The organism is Nocardia vaccinii NBRC 15922 (genome assembly GCF_001613305.1).
Classification (GTDB): Bacteria; Actinomycetota; Actinomycetes; order Mycobacteriales; family Mycobacteriaceae; genus Nocardia; species Nocardia vaccinii.
The window spans coordinates 12696-27756 of the sequence record NZ_BDCC01000095.1; the positions used below are offsets into that span (position 1 = coordinate 12696).

General features: G+C 64.2%; 16 protein-coding genes. 5 read left to right on the forward strand and 11 right to left on the reverse strand.

What is annotated here, in order from left to right; all coding sequences use genetic code 11:
- The first annotated feature begins 17 nt into the window (after positions 1-17).
- Positions 18-539, forward strand: coding sequence for a MaoC family dehydratase (locus NV1_RS40585; protein WP_084526669.1), 522 nt, complete (start codon positions 18-20; stop codon positions 537-539).
- A gap of 15 nt (positions 540-554) precedes the next feature.
- Here the strand turns inward: NV1_RS40585 and NV1_RS40590 are convergent, their stop codons facing one another.
- The 4 genes from NV1_RS40590 to NV1_RS40605 all read right to left on the reverse strand — a co-directional run bounded on the left by NV1_RS40590 (position 555) and on the right by NV1_RS40605 (position 3378).
- The gene (locus NV1_RS40590) at positions 555-872 is read right to left on the reverse strand and encodes an EthD family reductase (protein ID WP_067904690.1); all 318 of its coding nucleotides are present in this window, start codon (positions 870-872) and stop codon (positions 555-557) included.
- 103 nt (positions 873-975) lie between these two features.
- Positions 976-1461: a MaoC family dehydratase gene (locus NV1_RS40595; protein ID WP_373864710.1), complete on the reverse strand. Its 486-nt coding sequence runs from the start codon at positions 1459-1461 to the stop codon at positions 976-978.
- On the reverse strand, positions 1458-2315 hold the full coding sequence (locus NV1_RS40600) for a mycofactocin-coupled SDR family oxidoreductase (protein WP_067904719.1): 858 nt from the start codon (positions 2313-2315) through the stop codon (positions 1458-1460). The genes NV1_RS40595 and NV1_RS40600 overlap by 4 nt, the downstream gene beginning before the upstream one ends.
- Before the next feature lie 7 nt (positions 2316-2322).
- The gene (locus tag NV1_RS40605; protein WP_218027363.1) at positions 2323-3378 is read right to left on the reverse strand and encodes an MBL fold metallo-hydrolase; all 1056 of its coding nucleotides are present in this window, start codon (positions 3376-3378) and stop codon (positions 2323-2325) included.
- A gap of 329 nt (positions 3379-3707) precedes the next feature.
- On the opposite strand from NV1_RS40605, the gene NV1_RS47170 reads away from it, so the two are divergent.
- From NV1_RS47170 to NV1_RS40615, 3 genes are all read left to right on the forward strand, one after another.
- Positions 3708-3938 carry a TetR/AcrR family transcriptional regulator gene (locus NV1_RS47170; protein ID WP_169813549.1) on the forward strand — a complete coding sequence of 77 codons (231 nt, stop codon included), beginning with the start codon at positions 3708-3710 and terminating at the stop codon, positions 3936-3938.
- Positions 3902-4372, forward strand: a complete 471-nt coding sequence (locus NV1_RS40610) for a TetR-type transcription factor C-terminal domain-containing protein (protein WP_067904697.1) — start codon at positions 3902-3904, stop codon at positions 4370-4372. The genes NV1_RS47170 and NV1_RS40610 overlap by 37 nt, the downstream gene beginning before the upstream one ends.
- A gap of 133 nt (positions 4373-4505) precedes the next feature.
- Positions 4506-5687, forward strand: a complete 1182-nt coding sequence (locus NV1_RS40615; RefSeq protein WP_067904700.1) for a CaiB/BaiF CoA transferase family protein — start codon at positions 4506-4508, stop codon at positions 5685-5687.
- Positions 5688-5759: 72 nt separating this feature from the next.
- Here the strand turns inward: NV1_RS40615 and NV1_RS40620 are convergent, their stop codons facing one another.
- The 6 genes from NV1_RS40620 to NV1_RS40645 are packed head-to-tail and all read right to left on the reverse strand — an operon-like array spanning position 5760 to position 13309.
- Positions 5760-6185, reverse strand: coding sequence for a cupin domain-containing protein (locus NV1_RS40620; RefSeq protein ID WP_067904702.1), 426 nt, complete (start codon positions 6183-6185; stop codon positions 5760-5762).
- A gap of 13 nt (positions 6186-6198) precedes the next feature.
- Positions 6199-7050 carry a fumarylacetoacetate hydrolase family protein gene (locus NV1_RS40625; protein WP_067904706.1) on the reverse strand — a complete coding sequence of 284 codons (852 nt, stop codon included), beginning with the start codon at positions 7048-7050 and terminating at the stop codon, positions 6199-6201.
- Between the two features lie 21 nt (positions 7051-7071).
- Complete coding sequence (locus NV1_RS40630; protein ID WP_067904709.1) at positions 7072-8265, reverse strand: acyl-CoA dehydrogenase family protein; 1194 nt, start codon at positions 8263-8265, stop codon at positions 7072-7074.
- Between the two features lie 55 nt (positions 8266-8320).
- Entirely contained in the window at positions 8321-9922 is a 1602-nt protein-coding gene (locus NV1_RS40635) for an acyl-CoA carboxylase subunit beta (protein ID WP_084526674.1), read from the reverse strand.
- Positions 9919-11466, reverse strand: coding sequence for a class I adenylate-forming enzyme family protein (locus NV1_RS40640; RefSeq protein WP_067904712.1), 1548 nt, complete (start codon positions 11464-11466; stop codon positions 9919-9921). The genes NV1_RS40635 and NV1_RS40640 overlap by 4 nt, the downstream gene beginning before the upstream one ends.
- Positions 11467-11521: 55 nt before the next feature.
- The gene (locus NV1_RS40645; protein WP_307631405.1) at positions 11522-13309 is read right to left on the reverse strand and encodes an ATP-binding protein; all 1788 of its coding nucleotides are present in this window, start codon (positions 13307-13309) and stop codon (positions 11522-11524) included.
- 290 nt (positions 13310-13599) lie between these two features.
- Between NV1_RS40645 and NV1_RS40650 the strand changes: the two genes are divergently transcribed.
- Positions 13600-14496, forward strand: a complete 897-nt coding sequence (locus NV1_RS40650) for an HpcH/HpaI aldolase/citrate lyase family protein (RefSeq protein WP_067904715.1) — start codon at positions 13600-13602, stop codon at positions 14494-14496.
- 352 nt (positions 14497-14848) lie between these two features.
- On the opposite strand, the gene NV1_RS45355 is transcribed toward NV1_RS40650, so the two are convergent.
- The coding region (locus NV1_RS45355) for a hypothetical protein (RefSeq protein ID WP_218027364.1) at positions 14849-15061 on the reverse strand (213 nt) is incomplete at its 5' end.

Genomic DNA, 15061 nt, shown 5'->3' on the forward strand with positions numbered 1-15061 from the left:
TCGGTTACCATCGCGGAATGAATGCCGGGCCCGCAGCAGATATTGAACGGGCCGAAATTGACGATCGAGTTGGAGGCGGCGCGATGACATCGGCGTCATGCGACGAACTGGTCGGCACCACCGTGTCGACCGCAGCACTTACCCTCACCGAGGCACATCTGGTGGCATGGGCATCGTTGACCGGAGACTGGCTGCCGATTCACACCGATCGAGAATTCGCCGCACGGAGCGGGTTCGGTGAGCGTGTGGTACACGGCCCCTGCACACTCGCCATGACACTCGGGTTGAGCACCAGGACGACGCTCATAGACGACGAGCGAACAGTGGCTTGGCTCGGTTTGAACGAGCTGCGCGCCGTCGCGCCGGTCATGATCGGCGACACCATCCGCGCGCAGGTGACCGTCGCACACGCCCGCCCTTCCCACCAGGAGAACCAGCACGTGGTGACTCTGGACTACATCGTGACGAACCAGCGTGGCGAAAAGGTCATGACCTTTTCCAACGTGCTGCTCGTGGCGGATGCTCCCCCGGGGGATTGATCCGGACAAGGCGTGTCACTGCGGTGAGAGCACGGTCGTCTCCGTTGCCAGGAACCAGTCGAGCCCCCCGATGAAATGTTCCTCGTGCTCACGTACAAGGTCTGCTTCGGGGCCAGCGAACGCCGCACGCACCGCGTCGACATCGTCGAACCACATCTCGGCGCTGCCATCCCACGGCCAGTGCTTGCGATGCTTGATGGCCGGGCTCTGCCGGTAGCCGCGGATCCCCGGCAACTGCAGTACGAACCGCGGGTGATCCTCCTGCCAGCAACGTAGGAAAGCCGCCCGGTCCAATTCGTCCTTGCGCCGGACGACGACAACCACCTTGATCATGTCAACCCGTTTCTTCCGACATGCACGCAAGTGCTCGGCCTTCTACAACCGGCCATTTCGAAAGCCGACTGCGGAGCGTGAATCGCTCCACGCTCCGCACTGATCACGCCGCGGGGCGCTTCAAGAAGAGCGCCGACCGCACGACGCGGCTCACGAGCACGTCGTCCTGATTGAAACCTTTGTGTTCGAGCTTGACAATGCCCTGTGTCGGGCGTGATTTCGATTCGCGCGATTCCAGGATTGCCGATACCACCCGGATCGTGTCGCCGTGGCGAACCGGCGCGGGCATTTCGACGATCTCGTACGCGAGGTTGGCAACAGTAGTACCCAGCGAGATGTCTGTCACCGACAGCCCAATCACCAGTGACAATGTGAAGAGGCCGTTCACAACACGCGTGCCGAATTCGGTCTGCGCCGAGAACTGCTCGTCGAGATGAAGCGGCTGCGGGTTCATCGTCAGCGTCGAGAAGATCACATTGTCGGCTTCGGTCACCGTACGCCGGATCGAGTGCTCGATCGTCAGCCCTGGGGTCAGCTCCTCGAACCAGAGTCCCATTTTTCGTCCATCCTTTGTTGTTGTTGCGGTCAGGCTTGCGGTTTCGGATTGACACCCGTGAGCAGAAGGTGACCGGCCTCTATCGGCACTGCCGTGCCCGTAACGGCTGCTGCGCCGTCGGATACCAGCCATAGCGCCGCATCGGCAACCACTTGGGGATCCAACGGGCCGAACCCCTTCAGCACGTGATAGCTGTGCCCGGCATGGATGAGGTTCTCGCGGGTACCACCGCTGCGTCCGGCGAACATGTCATAACTGTCCTGGCCGTTGACCATGGCCGTGTCGACCACGCCGGGACAAACGGCATTGCACCGGACGCCATGCGGGGCCAGTTCGAGCGCAACTGTCTTCATCAGCCCGATGACACCGTGTTTGGCGGCCGTGTAGTGCGCGTAATTGCGCCCAGGCTCCAATGCGTTGATAGATGCCGTCATGACGATCGCGCCGCTTCCGCGTTCGATCATGTGCGGGGCCACCGCTTTGGCCGAGTGCCAGACTCCGGTGAGGTTCGTCTCCACCACCTCGGACCACTGCTCATCGGTGAGCTTCCAGAACGGCACGTGTGACAACACTCCGGCGTTGGCAATCAAGATGTCGAGCCCCCCGAATTCGGCGACCGCACACGCCACCGCGTCGTCCAACTGGGACTGGACTCGGACATCGGCACGCACCACCACGGCCCGCCGGCCGAGTTCCTCGATCTGCTTTGCCGTGTCGAGAAGTTCCTCCTCCCCCGGCATGTCGTAGGAGATGGTCGACATCACGCCGGGCTCGAGATCTACCACAACGAGATCGGCACCATGACGAGCGAGGGTCAGCGCGTGGGCCCTGCCCTGCCCCCGCGCGGCCCCGGTCACGAGCGCGACCTTTCCATCCAGTTGCGCCATACTCACTTCACCTGTCCTTACGGTCAAAGGGCTGTTCTTCGGCTCGGATGTACCGCTCGACGCCATCCACTTCGGTCAGCCGCAGACGTCCTTGCCCGACGAGGACGTGCAAGTGGGCTGCTGTTTCGCAGATCGCCAGCATGCGGTTCTGGACATCGAGCTGCGCTAGGGGCCTCTCACGGCGGGTCCACCCCAGTCGGCTGGCGACATCGAAAGCCGTCGAGCCGCGGACACCGATCGTGTCGTGACAGACCGTCAGGCGGGAGTCATGGTGGTCCAGGAGCTCTTGGGCACGTCGATGGGTACTCCCGCCCGCGGGACCGTGCGCCGGCAGCATTCTGCGATCGGGCAGCCGCAGCACCAGAGCGAGTGAGTTCAGGAAATCGGCGAGAGGCGACGAACCGGGCCTGCTCTCGAACCCGATGGACGGCGTGATGTGTGGCAGCAGGTGATCCCCGGTGAACATCACACCGCGAGTCCGGTCGTCGAAGACCAGATGTCCTCGCGTGTGTCCCGGAGTGTGTATCGCCTCGAGCTCACTGCCCGGAATCTCGAGCCGGTCCCTGTCCTCGATCCATTCGTCCGGTTCCTCCCACAGACCGGTATCGGACGTCACACCGAAGCCCGATGCGATCAGAGGTTCGATCAGGTCCGCAGCCCCGTGACGCAGCAACTGGTCGAGTTGGGTGCGTCCGGTCGGCCGGCGTTCGTCCATCAGGTCTTCGAGGTTGTCTCGCTCAGCGATGCCGACGGCAACCTTGGTGCCGAGCTCGCGCCGGACGGCCACGGCCTGGGTGTAGTGGTCAGCGTGGACGTGGGTGACGAGGAACCTGCCGATGTCGCCGAGAGCGAAGCCGACCGCTTTCAACGCTCGCTCCAGTTCCGCGCGCGATTCGACCAACGCCCAACCGGAGTCGATCAGGACAACCTGGTCGCCGTCCACGCAGGCGTAGACGTTGACCGCCCGCAGGCCGTCGGACCGCAGTGGAAGCGGGATGCGGAAGATTCCGGGCTCCACCTGCTCAGGCCCGGGCTCCAGCCACGCATACCTCAGTTCTGTCAATGGTTTCTCTCCAGACGGCGCGAAGACCGCGCCCATGGGCCCCTCGGGACACCAGCCACAACCGGAAACACAACTCCGGCGAAGCAATTTTCTGATACGAACGAACGCCCGTACGTATAGTGTCACCATGTTTCTACCACGAACACCCAATGAATGGGAAGAACGATGAAACCGCCCTGCGTGCGGGCAGTTCCCCGTAGCGACGGGAATATCTGCACGAACGCGTCGCCCCCGCTGATGAGCGGCAGTCGCCGACTGCATTCGAGGTCATGCAGCATCGATGCGGGCCCGATTGGCTCGATCCAACAGAGACCCGAGGAGTTGACGAAATGAGTGGTCGCCCGACTTCAGCCCAGCCCAGGCCCGGCACACCGCGCCTGCAACCGACGCCGGATGGCCACAACTCCACTGCCCAACGAATCAGACGGGTCGCAATCCACCTTATCTTCGAACAGGGCTACGCCGAGACAACCCTGCGCCAGATCGCCGACGCGAGCGGCTTGCGGGTGTCCAGCCTCTACATATGTCCTCGAAGGAGGAACTGCTCTTCGAGATCATGAAGGAGGTCATGACCGACCTGATCACGGCCTCAACCACGGCGGCCGGGGAATGCTCCGATCCGGTGGACCGAACGGACGCGTTCCTGCGTGCAGGTATCCGATTCCACGCCGAACACCAACACGCGGCGCTCATCGGGAACTCCGAACTTCGCGCACTCTCGCCAAGGAAGCGCGGCGCCCTCGTCGAACTTCGCGACTCCTATCAGGCCGCCTTCGAACAGCTACTAAAGGAGGCCAGGGCAACAGGGCGGGTCACGATTCCCGATGTCAAACTGGCGGCGTACGCGGGCATCGCGATCCTCAACCACGTCGCAATGTGGTATCAGCCAGGCGGCCGGCTCGACTTGCACGAGGTAGAGGACGATCTGGTGGCCGCGTACGCACCGGTCAGCACGGCACGACGGCAACCGGGCTCGACCAAGGTTTCCCCATAACGTACGATCGTTTGTACGTATCATTTCGCCTGCCCTAACACCGCTTATCGAATGCCTCCCGGAATTGCAGATCGGACTCCGGTTCGGCTAGGTGACCGGCTTCGGCGACCTTTCACGCTTTGAGGATGAGGAAATGGCCGACACGAATACACATGAGATATCAACGATTCCTGACCGGAGCGGCCCTCTCTGCGGGGTTCGTGCATTGGAGCTCGGCGGGATGGGTCCCGCACCGTTCGGCGGCATGACACTGGCCGGCATGGGCGCCGAGGTAATCCGGGTGGAACGTCCCGGCGGGCTCGGTATCTTTCCCGGTGCACCGACCGACGACGTGCTCAACCGCGACAAACAGATCGTATGTCTCGACCTCAAGCACCCCGATGCCGTCGCCGCAGTGCTCGACCTGGTCGCCCGCTGTGACGTGCTGTTGGAGGGAAGCCGCCCTGGCGTCACCGAACGTCTGGGCCTCGGTCCGGAGCCGTGCTGGAAACGCAACCCCGCCCTCGTCTACGGCCGGATGACGGGTTGGGGGCAGGACGGGCCGCTGGCGGCGCTCGCGGGACATGACTTGACCTACATCGCACTGACCGGCGCCCTGCATGCGATCGGCGACGCAGAGGGGCCGCCCCAGGTCCCGCTGAATCTGGTTGGGGACTTCGGGGGTGGCGGAGCGTATCTCGTGATGGGCGTGCTCGCCGCGCTGCTCGAGGCACGAGCCAGTGGGCGTGGTCAGGTCGTCGACGCGGCAATCGTGGACGGCGTCGCCCATCTGTTGGCAGGCACACACGGGATGGTCAATACCGGTACGTGGCAGGACATGCGCGGCATCAATATGCTCGACGGCGGAGCGCCGTACTACGCGGTCTATCGCACGGCAGACGACAAATACATGGCTGTCGGAGCGATCGAGCCGAAGTTCTACGCACAGTTGCTCACTGGGCTGGAAGTTGACAAGTTGGACGCAGACGAACAGCAGAACCGCGCTTCGTGGCCCGCAACTCGCCGTAGGATCGCGGCGGCGTTCGCGTCCCGTACTCGGGACGAATGGGTCAAGGTCTTCGATGGCACCGATGCCTGTGTCGCTCCGGTATTGAGCCTGCGCGAGGCCGCGGAGCACGACCACATGCGGCAGCGCGGATCGGTGCGGGTCGAGGACGGCTTCATCGAACCTGGCGTCGCGCCGCGCTTTTCGGCTCACCGGCCGCACCAGCCCTCGCGGCCCCACCGGCCGGGGCAAGACACTCGTGCGGTCCTGGAGCGCCTGGGACTCGACGCCGAGCATCTGATCGCGTCGGGTGCCGCACACTGCGGCTGAACCCGGCGACATTGGGGAATTCCTCACGCAACGGACGAATGGGGCAGGACACCGATGTCCTGCCCCATTCATTTATGCGCGGCAATACCCCTCGAGGATCGAATCGTCGACCTCTTCGAGGTTCACCACGATGTTGTCCGGCGTACGGCAGGTCAGCCACACAAGTTCCTCGGTGGTACTCATGTTGCCCTCCACGTGTGGCATGTAAGGCGGCACGAAGACGAAATCGCCTTCTTCGAGATCCTCGTACTTCGAGTAGTTCTCGCCGAACCAGATGCGGCCCTTTCCCTTCAGAACATAGCCGCCGGTCTCTGCCTCGCCGTGGTGGTGCGGCAGCGAACGATAGCCGGGCTCGTTGCTGACTTTGCCGTACCAGATGCGGGTCGCCGGTGTGTGTTGCGGACCCACACCGGAAATACGGACTGCGCCGCCCGACTGACCTGTACCGGTGTGCTCCTGCCCTTTTCGGGTTACGACGGGGACGTCGTGTTCAGCCATGGCTCCGTTCTCCTTACCTTGATGTGCCGAAAGATTCGTGCACCGATGTGACCGGCGTCGTCGTCCGCCCGATCCCTTCGATTTCAGTGACGAGCACCGAACCGGGCGCCAACCGCACCGGAGGAGTGCGCGCGTGCCCGACACCGGCCGGCGTTCCCGTAGCGATGACGTCGCCCGGGTGCAAGGTGACGATCCGGCTGACGTAGGTGACCAGATCCACCGGGTCGAACACCAGGTCCGCAGTGTTCGACCGTTGCACCTCCCGCCCGTCAAGACTGCAACGCACCTCGACCGTCGGACGCGTCCCGCCGGGCAATTCGTCCGGGGTCACAAGACACGGACCGAACGGGGTGCTGGCCTCAAATGTCTTGCCCTGCAGCCATTGGGTGGTGCGGTACTGCCAGTCCCGCATGGTCACATCGTTCAGAACGCTGAACCCCGCAATCGCGGCCTCGGCTTGAGACGGACTCGCGTGACGTACGCGGGTGCCGACGACGAGCGCCAGTTCCGCCTCCCAATCCGGTGCTTCCGACGACCCGTCCAGCAGCAGTGGATCGTTCGGGCCGATGAGGGCGTCGGCGAACTTCGCGAACAAGGTCGGATGGGACGGGAGTTCCCTGCCCATCTCGAGGATGTGCGCACGGTAGTTCAGCCCGACGCAGACGATCTTGCCCGGCCTCGGGACCACCGGGGCAAGATCGAGACCGGCAGCGGCCACTCGCGGCCCGTCCGCTCCGGCTCGCTGGAACCAGGCCGGATCGGTCAGCAATGTCCCGACGTCCACGGCGTCGAGCCGGATCGCCGTATCGTCTTCCAACCGTGCGGCATATGTTTCGCCGTCGGCCCGAACGGTGGCCAGTCTCATGTCGTGCTCCAGTCGGTGTGATCAAAAAGACCGCGGCAGTTCCAGGAACCGCTCGCCGAGATAGTTGCGGACCATGTCGTTGGCCAGCGGCGCGAAGACCCACAGCCGGACGTCCCGGAACCAGCGCTGCACCGGCGTCTCCCGACTCAGCCCGGCACCACCCATGGTCTCCATGGCGTCCTGAGTGACCTTCACCGCCGCCTCTGTGCAAGCGATCTTCGCCATCGAGGACAGCAGATCGGCGCGACCGCCCGCAGCTTCGACAGCCGCGGCACGGAGCATCAGAGAGCGACCGGATTCGATGGCCAGAGCGCCATCCACCAGTCGGTGCTGAACGCTCTGGAAGGAACCGAGTGATTTCCCGAACGCCACACGTTCCGATGCGTACCCGACGATGTAGTCCAGCGCACCCCGCGCGGCGCCGATCGCACCGGATGAGGAGTTGAGCCGCTCCCGGTTGAGAGTCTCCATGACCAGTCGGAAGCCTCGGTCCGGTTGCCCGATGACCGCCGACTCGGAAAGTTCGACATTGTCCAGGAATACTTCGCAGGTCCCGAGGCCGTGCACCGCGACCGTACGAACCCTGCGGACCGTAATGCCCGGGGTTTTCGCCGGGACGAGGAACATCGTGATGCCGTCGACGGTCGAGCGGCCCAGGTCCGCCGAGCGCGCCAGCACGACGAAGAAGTCCGCGCGCTCCGCGCCGGAGATCCACATCTTCTGTCCGTTCAGGACCCACCCTGACTCGGTCTTGGTCGCACGAGCGCGCATGCCGGACGCGATGTCGGTGCCGGCGCTCGGTTCGGTGAGCGCGAAGGAGAACTTGGCCTGCCCTGCGAGCAGCGGCTCGAGCCACTCCCGACGCTGTTCCGCGCTGCCCTGCGAGGACAGGATGTGGACGCCCATGTAGTGCACGATCATGTTGACCGCCATCGAAGTCGGCCCGGAACCGAGCTCTTCGACCACGGTCATCTGGTCGCGGATGTCCCCGATGCCGCCGTCTTCCTCGCGCGCGCCAATCGCCATCGCACCGATCTTTGCCAGCGCGCTGTGTAGATTGTCGTCGAAGTCCTCAGCATCGTCCAACTCGAGGACACGGTCAGGCGGTGAGTGCACCGCGATAACATCACGCACTGCGGCGCGCAGGTCGGCTCGTTCGGTGGATTCAGCGAGGGGGTCGGCGGCGAGTCCGACCCGATCCGTGAGATCGCGCATGGTCACCCTTTCGATAGGACAGTGGTCTCACCACGACGGTGAGAGATCTGGTTGGTCAGACGGGATAAACGCCGTTGCGACGTTCGATCGGGCGCTTGTTCCGCCTGGAATAGAGGGCGAACCGTGCGATCAGCTCCGCACGCAGATCCTCGACGGGCACAACGGCTTCCACGGCGTTCTCGTTGGCGATCTGGAAGACATCGATCTTGGCCTCGTACTCGGCGCGCAGTTCGGCGACGAAGCGTTGCCGCTCTTCGGGATCCTCGATCGCCATCGCCCGGTTGAAGTGCACCCCGGCGATCGCTGCCTCCGGCCCGAGCAGTGCGGGCTTTGCCGTGGGCAACGCGAGCACGGCATCGGGGTTCATCGGGCTGCCCGACATACCCAGGTAGCCGCCCCCGTACGCCTTGCGCACCAACACCGCGATCCTGGGCACACGGCTTTCCGCCACCGCGAACAGCATCTTCGCGCCGTGGCGGATGATCCCTTCCTTCTCCGCGACGGTGCCCAGCATGTAGCCGGGCACGTCCACCAGGAAAAGCAGAGGCACGTTGTAGGCGTTGCACATCCAGACGAACCGGGCCGCTTTGTCGGAGGAGTCGCTGAACAGCACCCCGGCTTTCACGCTGGACTGGTTCGCCACGATCCCGACGGGAGCGCCGCCGAGCCTGGCAAAACCGGTGACGAGTTCAGGAGCGAACAACTCCTTGTATTCGAAGAAGGTGTTCGCATCGACGACCGCATCGATCAGGTCGTGGATGTCGTAGGGCGTGGCTTCGTTCTCGGGCACGATGGCCCGCATGTCCCCGGTAGGCAAGGGATCCCAACCCTCGACCACAGGGGGCTTTTCCTTCCAGGACCCCGGCAGGTAGGACAGGTACAGCCGAACAGCCGCGATCGCCTCGGCGTCATCCTCCACCAGGAGGTCGCTGAGCCCGGATACCCGGCTGTGCAGGTCCGCGCCGCCCATTTCTTCGAGGCTGACCTTCTCGCCGGTGACCATTTCAGCGACCCGGGGCGAGCCGATGTAGGCGGTGGCCGTGCCGCGCACCATGATCGTGACGTCGCACAACGCGGGGACATAGGCCGAACCGGCCGGTGACGGACCGAACAGCGCACAGATCTGCGGGATACGACCGGAAATCTGCACCTGGTTGTAGAAGATGTTGCCCCACGCCTTGCGACCGGCATAGCTCTCGAACTGTTCGTCGATCCGCGCGCCGGCTGCGTCGACCAGATACACCAGGGGCAGTTCCAGCTCATCCGCCAGCAACTGCATGGCGGTCATCTTCTCGAACGTCCGCTTGCCCCAGGCTCCGGCCTTCACGGTGTAGTCGTTCGCGATCACGCAGACCTGACGTCCGTCGACACGGCCGATACAGGTAACGACACCGTCTGCGGGAAGGTCCTCGAGATGCCGTGCCAACAGGCCGTCTTCGATGATCTCGTCATCATCGAGTAGGAGCGCGAGCCGATCGCGAACGAGCATCTTGCCCGCGGCGATCTGCTTGTCGCGGTTGCGCTTCGGGCCACCCTCGCGCGCTTTGTCCAGCCGCTCCAGCAACTCGTCGTGTACCGATTTGTCGGCCTTCTCGTGCCTCGGGCCCGCCTGCGCGTCCCTGGCCTCCTGTGCAGCTCCGGTGGTCGTGGGACTCATCGGGCCACCTCCTCCTGGTTTTCTTGTCCGGCCCCGAACAGATCCATCTCACGGAGCCGGGCTTTGATGATCTTTCCGCTGTCGTTGACCGGAATCTGCTCCGGTGCGAGGAATGCGAACCGCTTCGGCACCTTGTAGCCAGCCAAATGAATCCGGGCGAACGCGCGCAACTCGTCGGCGCCGACCGTCGATCCGTCATGCAATGCGACAACCGCACACACTTCTTCGTCCCACTCCACACTGGGAACCCCGATGACAGCAACTTCCCGGACGTCCACATGTGCGTAGAGGACGCGCTCGACTTCCGCCGAGTACACGTTCTCCCCACCGGACTTGATCATGTCCTTGCTGCGGTCGTGGAAGAACAGAAAGCCCTCGGCGTCACTGGCCGCCATGTCACCCGTGTGCAGCCAACCGTTGTCGAAGACATTCGCCGTGTCTTCGGGCTTGCCCAGGTAGCCGGCCATGACGTTCGGTCCGCGGACCATGATCTCCCCGACCTCGCCGGGCACCATCTCCTCCAAGGTGACCGGGTCGCGCACAGTAACGTCCGAGAACAGGAATGCCCGCCCGATCGAACCGTCCACGTCCTCACGGAAGATGTCCTCCGGACGCATGCGAGTGATGATCGGACCGCCTTCGGTGAGCCCGTATTGGTAGTAGATCGACACATGGGGCAGCGCGTCCGCGACGGCCCGCTTGTCGGGCATCCTGAACGAGGCACCGCCGACGTACATGCGCTCGTAACGCGACCAGTCGTAACTCTCGAAACTGCCGCTCGCTACCAGTCTCCGCACCATGTTCGGTACCAGGAAGCCGTTGGTGACCGCTTCCCGCTCGACGATCTCCGCGACTCGCCGCTCGTCGAAGGCGCGCATCAGCACCGAACGCGCGCCGAGGATGAAATGGGGGACGAACCAGCACGCCAGCGATGCAGCGTGGAACATCGGGGCGACCAGCAAAGTACGGTCGCCCTGGCGCATATCGGTGTCGATGATCTCGTTGAGCGCGTTCGTCACCACGTTGCGTTCAGTGAGCATGACGCCCTTGGGGAAACCGGTGGTTCCGCCGGTGTAGATCACGACGTTTATCGCGTCCAGGTCCGACTCCCCCGCCGGCGCGGTCGGGTCACTGAGCAGGTCCTCGTAGTCCTGACCCTGCCGGATCACACGCGGCGGTATTTCGAGGCGTGCGGCCGCAGCGTCGAACAAGTCGCTGAACTCGTCTTCGACCAACACGGTCGTCGCGCCGGAGTCCACAAGACCGTATTCCAGCTCGGCGGGCGCCCAACGCCAGTTGTAGAGCACGGGCACCGCGCCAGCGCACAGCGCCCCCAGGTACGCCTCGACGAAGAAGATGCTGTTGCCCGACAGCACACCGACACGGTCGCCGCGGGCGACACCGAGTCCAGTCAATGCATTGCCAACGGCGTAGGCACGCTCGACCAGTTCCTCGTAAGTGAGCCGCCCGTGGTCGTCGACCACGGCGACCTCGCGCGGGTACCGGCGAGCGTTGAGCCTCATAAAGTCGGTAAGCGCGCGCATAGGATCTCCTCCTCGAGATCTCGTGGGAATGGCCCGGGAATGCGCGGGTACACCGTCACTCCACGTCTTCGGTCGGCGCGATGACAGCGAGCACGCTGCCAGGCGGGACGTTTGCCCCAACCTCAACCAGAATTTCTTCCACCCGGCCGGCTACCGCCGCAGTGACCGGGTTCTCCATCTTCATCGCCTCGACCACGCAGACCACGTCCGCCGGGCCTATCGCCTGCCCGGGCTCGACCAGGACCTGCACCACCGTGCCCTGCATCGGCGAACGGACCTGACCGTCGCCATGTGCGCCGGACGCCGCACGCGCCTGCTGGCCCTTCAGTGCTTTCGGCGGGCCGGCGTTCGCCGGACGAGTCGCCACCTCTGATTGGGCGACAGGCGGGATCCAGAACCGCCTGCCCCCGACCGTCACAACGGAGCGGTCCTCCAACTCTTCCGGCGAGCCCTCACTCGCTTCGGCCGGAATCGCGGGGAGTAGTTCGGCCAATCGGGAAGCATCCTCGAGCCACCGCGTGTAGTGCTGATCCGTGGTGAAGTCCGAATGCCGCAGAATGAGCAGTTGCGCGGGCAGCGAAGTCGCAACCCCTTCGATACGGGTCTCCGCGATGGCGCGGCAGGCACGGGCGACGGCACTCGGGCGATCTTCGGCCCAGACCACGAGCTTCGCGATCAACCCGTCGTAGTTGCCGGACACCACGTCACCCGCCTCGTATCCGGTGTCGAGGCGCACGCCGTAACCGCCCGGAGGGTCGAACCGGTTCAGCGGTCCGGGAGAGGGCGTCCACCGTCCGCCCGTCGGATCCTCGGCATTGATCCGAATCTCGATCGCGTGCCCCCGAGCCCGACCGCTGATCTCTTCCTGACCGACCGACAACGGCTCACCGGCAGCGATCCGCAACTGTTCCCGCACCAGATCGATGCCCGAAACCAGCTCGGTGACCGGGTGCTCGACCTGCAGCCGGGTGTTCATCTCCAGGAAGTAGAACCGGCCGTCCTCGACGAGGAACTCAAGCGTGCCCGCATTGACATAGCCGACCTCTCGCGCGATCGCGACGGCTGCATCACCCATTCGCGCACGCAGCGCCTCGTCCAACACGGAAGCCGGCGCCTCCTCGATCACTTTCTGGTGGCGCCGCTGCACCGAGCAATCGCGGTCCCCCACCCAGACGACCGAGCCGCGCGTGTCGGCCAGCACCTGGATCTCGACGTGGCGCGGACGTTCGAGGTAGCGCTCGAGATAAACCTCCGAGCGGCCGAAATATGCCTTGGCTTCACGCTGCGCGGCCTCCAGGGCGTCCGCCGCCGGATCGCCCTCGTGCACCACCCGCATCCCCCGACCACCACCGCCGAACGAGGCCTTGATCGCGACGGGAAAACCGTGCTCGGCCGCGAACCGCTCGACCTCCTCGGCACTTCGCACCGCATCGGCCACGCCCGGCACTGTCGGCACACCGGCGGCCGCGGCGATCTTACGGGCGGAGATCTTGCTGCCCATCGCGTCGATCGCCGCCGCACTGGGCCCCACGAAAGCCAGCCCCGCGGTCGCCAGCGCATCGGCCAGAGCGGCGTTCTCCGACAGGAAGCCATAGCCGGGGTGGACGGCTTGCGCCCCGGTACGGCGTGCCACCGCGACGATCTTGTCTACATCGAGGTAAGTCTCCGCAGCGGTTTCGCCCTCGAGCAGGACCGCCTCGTCAGCCATGCGCACCGCGAGCGAGCCTGCGTCGGCCTGCGAATGGACTACGACGCTGTTGATGCCGAGGTCCCTGCAGGCGCGGACGACACGGACCGCGATCTCTCCCCTGTTCGCTACCAGCACCTTGTCGAACACCAGCACACTCCCGTCCTCACGGCCCGCACCCGTCCACAGCCGGCGAGCCGCGAGCGTCCAAAGACCCATCATGTTGTACGAACGAACGTCCGCTCGTACAGTAAGTTGAGCCTCGGTTTCGAGTCAAGAAGTCAATCCAAAACTTGACAAACGAGCGACCGTTCGTACTCTGACTGTAAGCGATGAAGGGCGTCCTACCAGGGGATCAGCTCCGGCGAAGCGACTGATACAGCCGGGCACCTCAAAGGTTGACGATCCCAAATAGGCGAGTTCGAAACTTCCTGATATGAGGCGCAATGAAGCTGTACAGATCGATTCTTTTCGTCCCCGCGCACAAGCCTGGTTGGGCTGAGAAAGCAGCTGCCGCAGGTGCCGACGCGGTGCTCATCGACCTTGAGGACGCGGTGCCCGAAGAGGCGAAGGAATCAGCGCGAGCGACCGCTGCGGAGTCCATTGTCGCCCTACACGAACGGTATCCGAATGTGGGGATCCTGGTCCGGCCGAACGGGCTCGACACCGACCACCACGGGCGGGACATCGCGGCTGTCGTCGGTCATCGCCCGGACGCACTCTTGCTTCCGATGGTGCGTACCGCTGCGGACATAGTCGCTTTCGACGCACTCGCAACCTGCGCGGAGATCGAAGCAGGCTTGGAACGCGGAGCGGTCGGCTTGATCCCTTCCATGGAGACGGCGGCGTCCGTGGCCAACTGCGAAGAACTGGCCACGGCATCTTCACGCGTCGTCGCCCTGCAGGCAGCCGCAGCCGCCGGGGCGGATATCGAGCGAGATCTGGGTTTCACTTGGACAGCGGAGGGCCTGGAGACGCTTTACCTGCGCAGCCGGACGATAGTGGCCTGTCGAGCGAACGGCCTACGCTATCCGCTGGTCGGGGTATGGCAGGACCTGCGGAACCTGGACGGCTTACGCACATACTCCGAGCAGAACCGGCGATTGGGGTTCGCCGGACAGCTCATCATCCATCCCTCGCACGTGCCGGTCGTCAACGACGTGTATGGCCTGAGGGAAGATGAAGCCGCCCGGCTGAAGCGCCTCGTCGAAGCATTCGAGGCAGCGGAGGCGGCGGGAAACGCCGCCGTCGACTTCGAAGGCGACCATATCGACATCGCCCACGCTCGCCACGCCCGCGAACAATTGGCGCGATTTGGTAGCAGGCCAACCGCGAACGCTTGAACGTACAGTCGGGTTCACAATCGCCAGGCACTCACCGCTCCCGTCGCAGCGTGTAATGTGGCCCGTCCCCTCCGCTCGCAGCTCGATGCATTGCCAACCAATCCGAAACCGCACAGGTAGACCCTGCGTAGTTGTCGCTCGTGAACACGGGGACTTCTTCCCCGCGATCAGATCAGCGTTAACCTCCGCCATGCATCGAAATTATGGATGTGACGAGCGGAGATAAAAAGCGCTCCCATCTGCGATAATAACGCTTGTCCAGCAATCGCGGTTGATGAGCACCTTTCGGTGGATCAAGCCCAGTTCGCAGTACCCGTCGCTGTGCGCAGACCGGGATGGCCCGCAGGTTGTATCACGGGCTGACCTTCTCGGTGCGCCTTGGCTCCACCTCCGAGAAGGTCAGCTTGATCAAGGGACTGAAGGCAACCGATTTGCCCAGGCCTACGACGCCGACCGAGGTTCGCGACGGCACCTGGGTTGTCGAAGCCAGCGGAATCTGTGACCGTCCGCAACGCGACTGCTCGTCCGAGGGCAGGGCCCATCCCGGCGGATGGCTGCGGTTAAT

What these genes read in the sequence shown, in the direction of transcription:
- NV1_RS40585 (WP_084526669.1), top strand. Translation starts at nt 18, where the DNA reads ATGAATGCCGGGCCCGCAGCAGATATTGAACGGGCCGAAATTGACGAT.
- NV1_RS40590 (WP_067904690.1), bottom strand. Translation starts at nt 872, where the DNA reads ATGATCAAGGTGGTTGTCGTCGTCCGGCGCAAGGACGAATTGGACCGG.
- NV1_RS40600 (WP_067904719.1), bottom strand. Translation starts at nt 2,315, where the DNA reads ATGGCGCAACTGGATGGAAAGGTCGCGCTCGTGACCGGGGCCGCGCGG.
- NV1_RS47170 (WP_169813549.1), top strand. Translation starts at nt 3,708, where the DNA reads ATGAGTGGTCGCCCGACTTCAGCCCAGCCCAGGCCCGGCACACCGCGC.
- NV1_RS40610 (WP_067904697.1), top strand. Translation starts at nt 3,902, where the DNA reads ATGTCCTCGAAGGAGGAACTGCTCTTCGAGATCATGAAGGAGGTCATG.
- NV1_RS40615 (WP_067904700.1), top strand. Translation starts at nt 4,506, where the DNA reads ATGGCCGACACGAATACACATGAGATATCAACGATTCCTGACCGGAGC.
- NV1_RS40620 (WP_067904702.1), bottom strand. Translation starts at nt 6,185, where the DNA reads ATGGCTGAACACGACGTCCCCGTCGTAACCCGAAAAGGGCAGGAGCAC.
- NV1_RS40625 (WP_067904706.1), bottom strand. Translation starts at nt 7,050, where the DNA reads ATGAGACTGGCCACCGTTCGGGCCGACGGCGAAACATATGCCGCACGG.
- NV1_RS40630 (WP_067904709.1), bottom strand. Translation starts at nt 8,265, where the DNA reads ATGCGCGATCTCACGGATCGGGTCGGACTCGCCGCCGACCCCCTCGCT.
- NV1_RS40635 (WP_084526674.1), bottom strand. Translation starts at nt 9,922, where the DNA reads ATGAGTCCCACGACCACCGGAGCTGCACAGGAGGCCAGGGACGCGCAG.
- NV1_RS40640 (WP_067904712.1), bottom strand. Translation starts at nt 11,466, where the DNA reads ATGCGCGCGCTTACCGACTTTATGAGGCTCAACGCTCGCCGGTACCCG.
- NV1_RS40650 (WP_067904715.1), top strand. Translation starts at nt 13,600, where the DNA reads ATGAAGCTGTACAGATCGATTCTTTTCGTCCCCGCGCACAAGCCTGGT.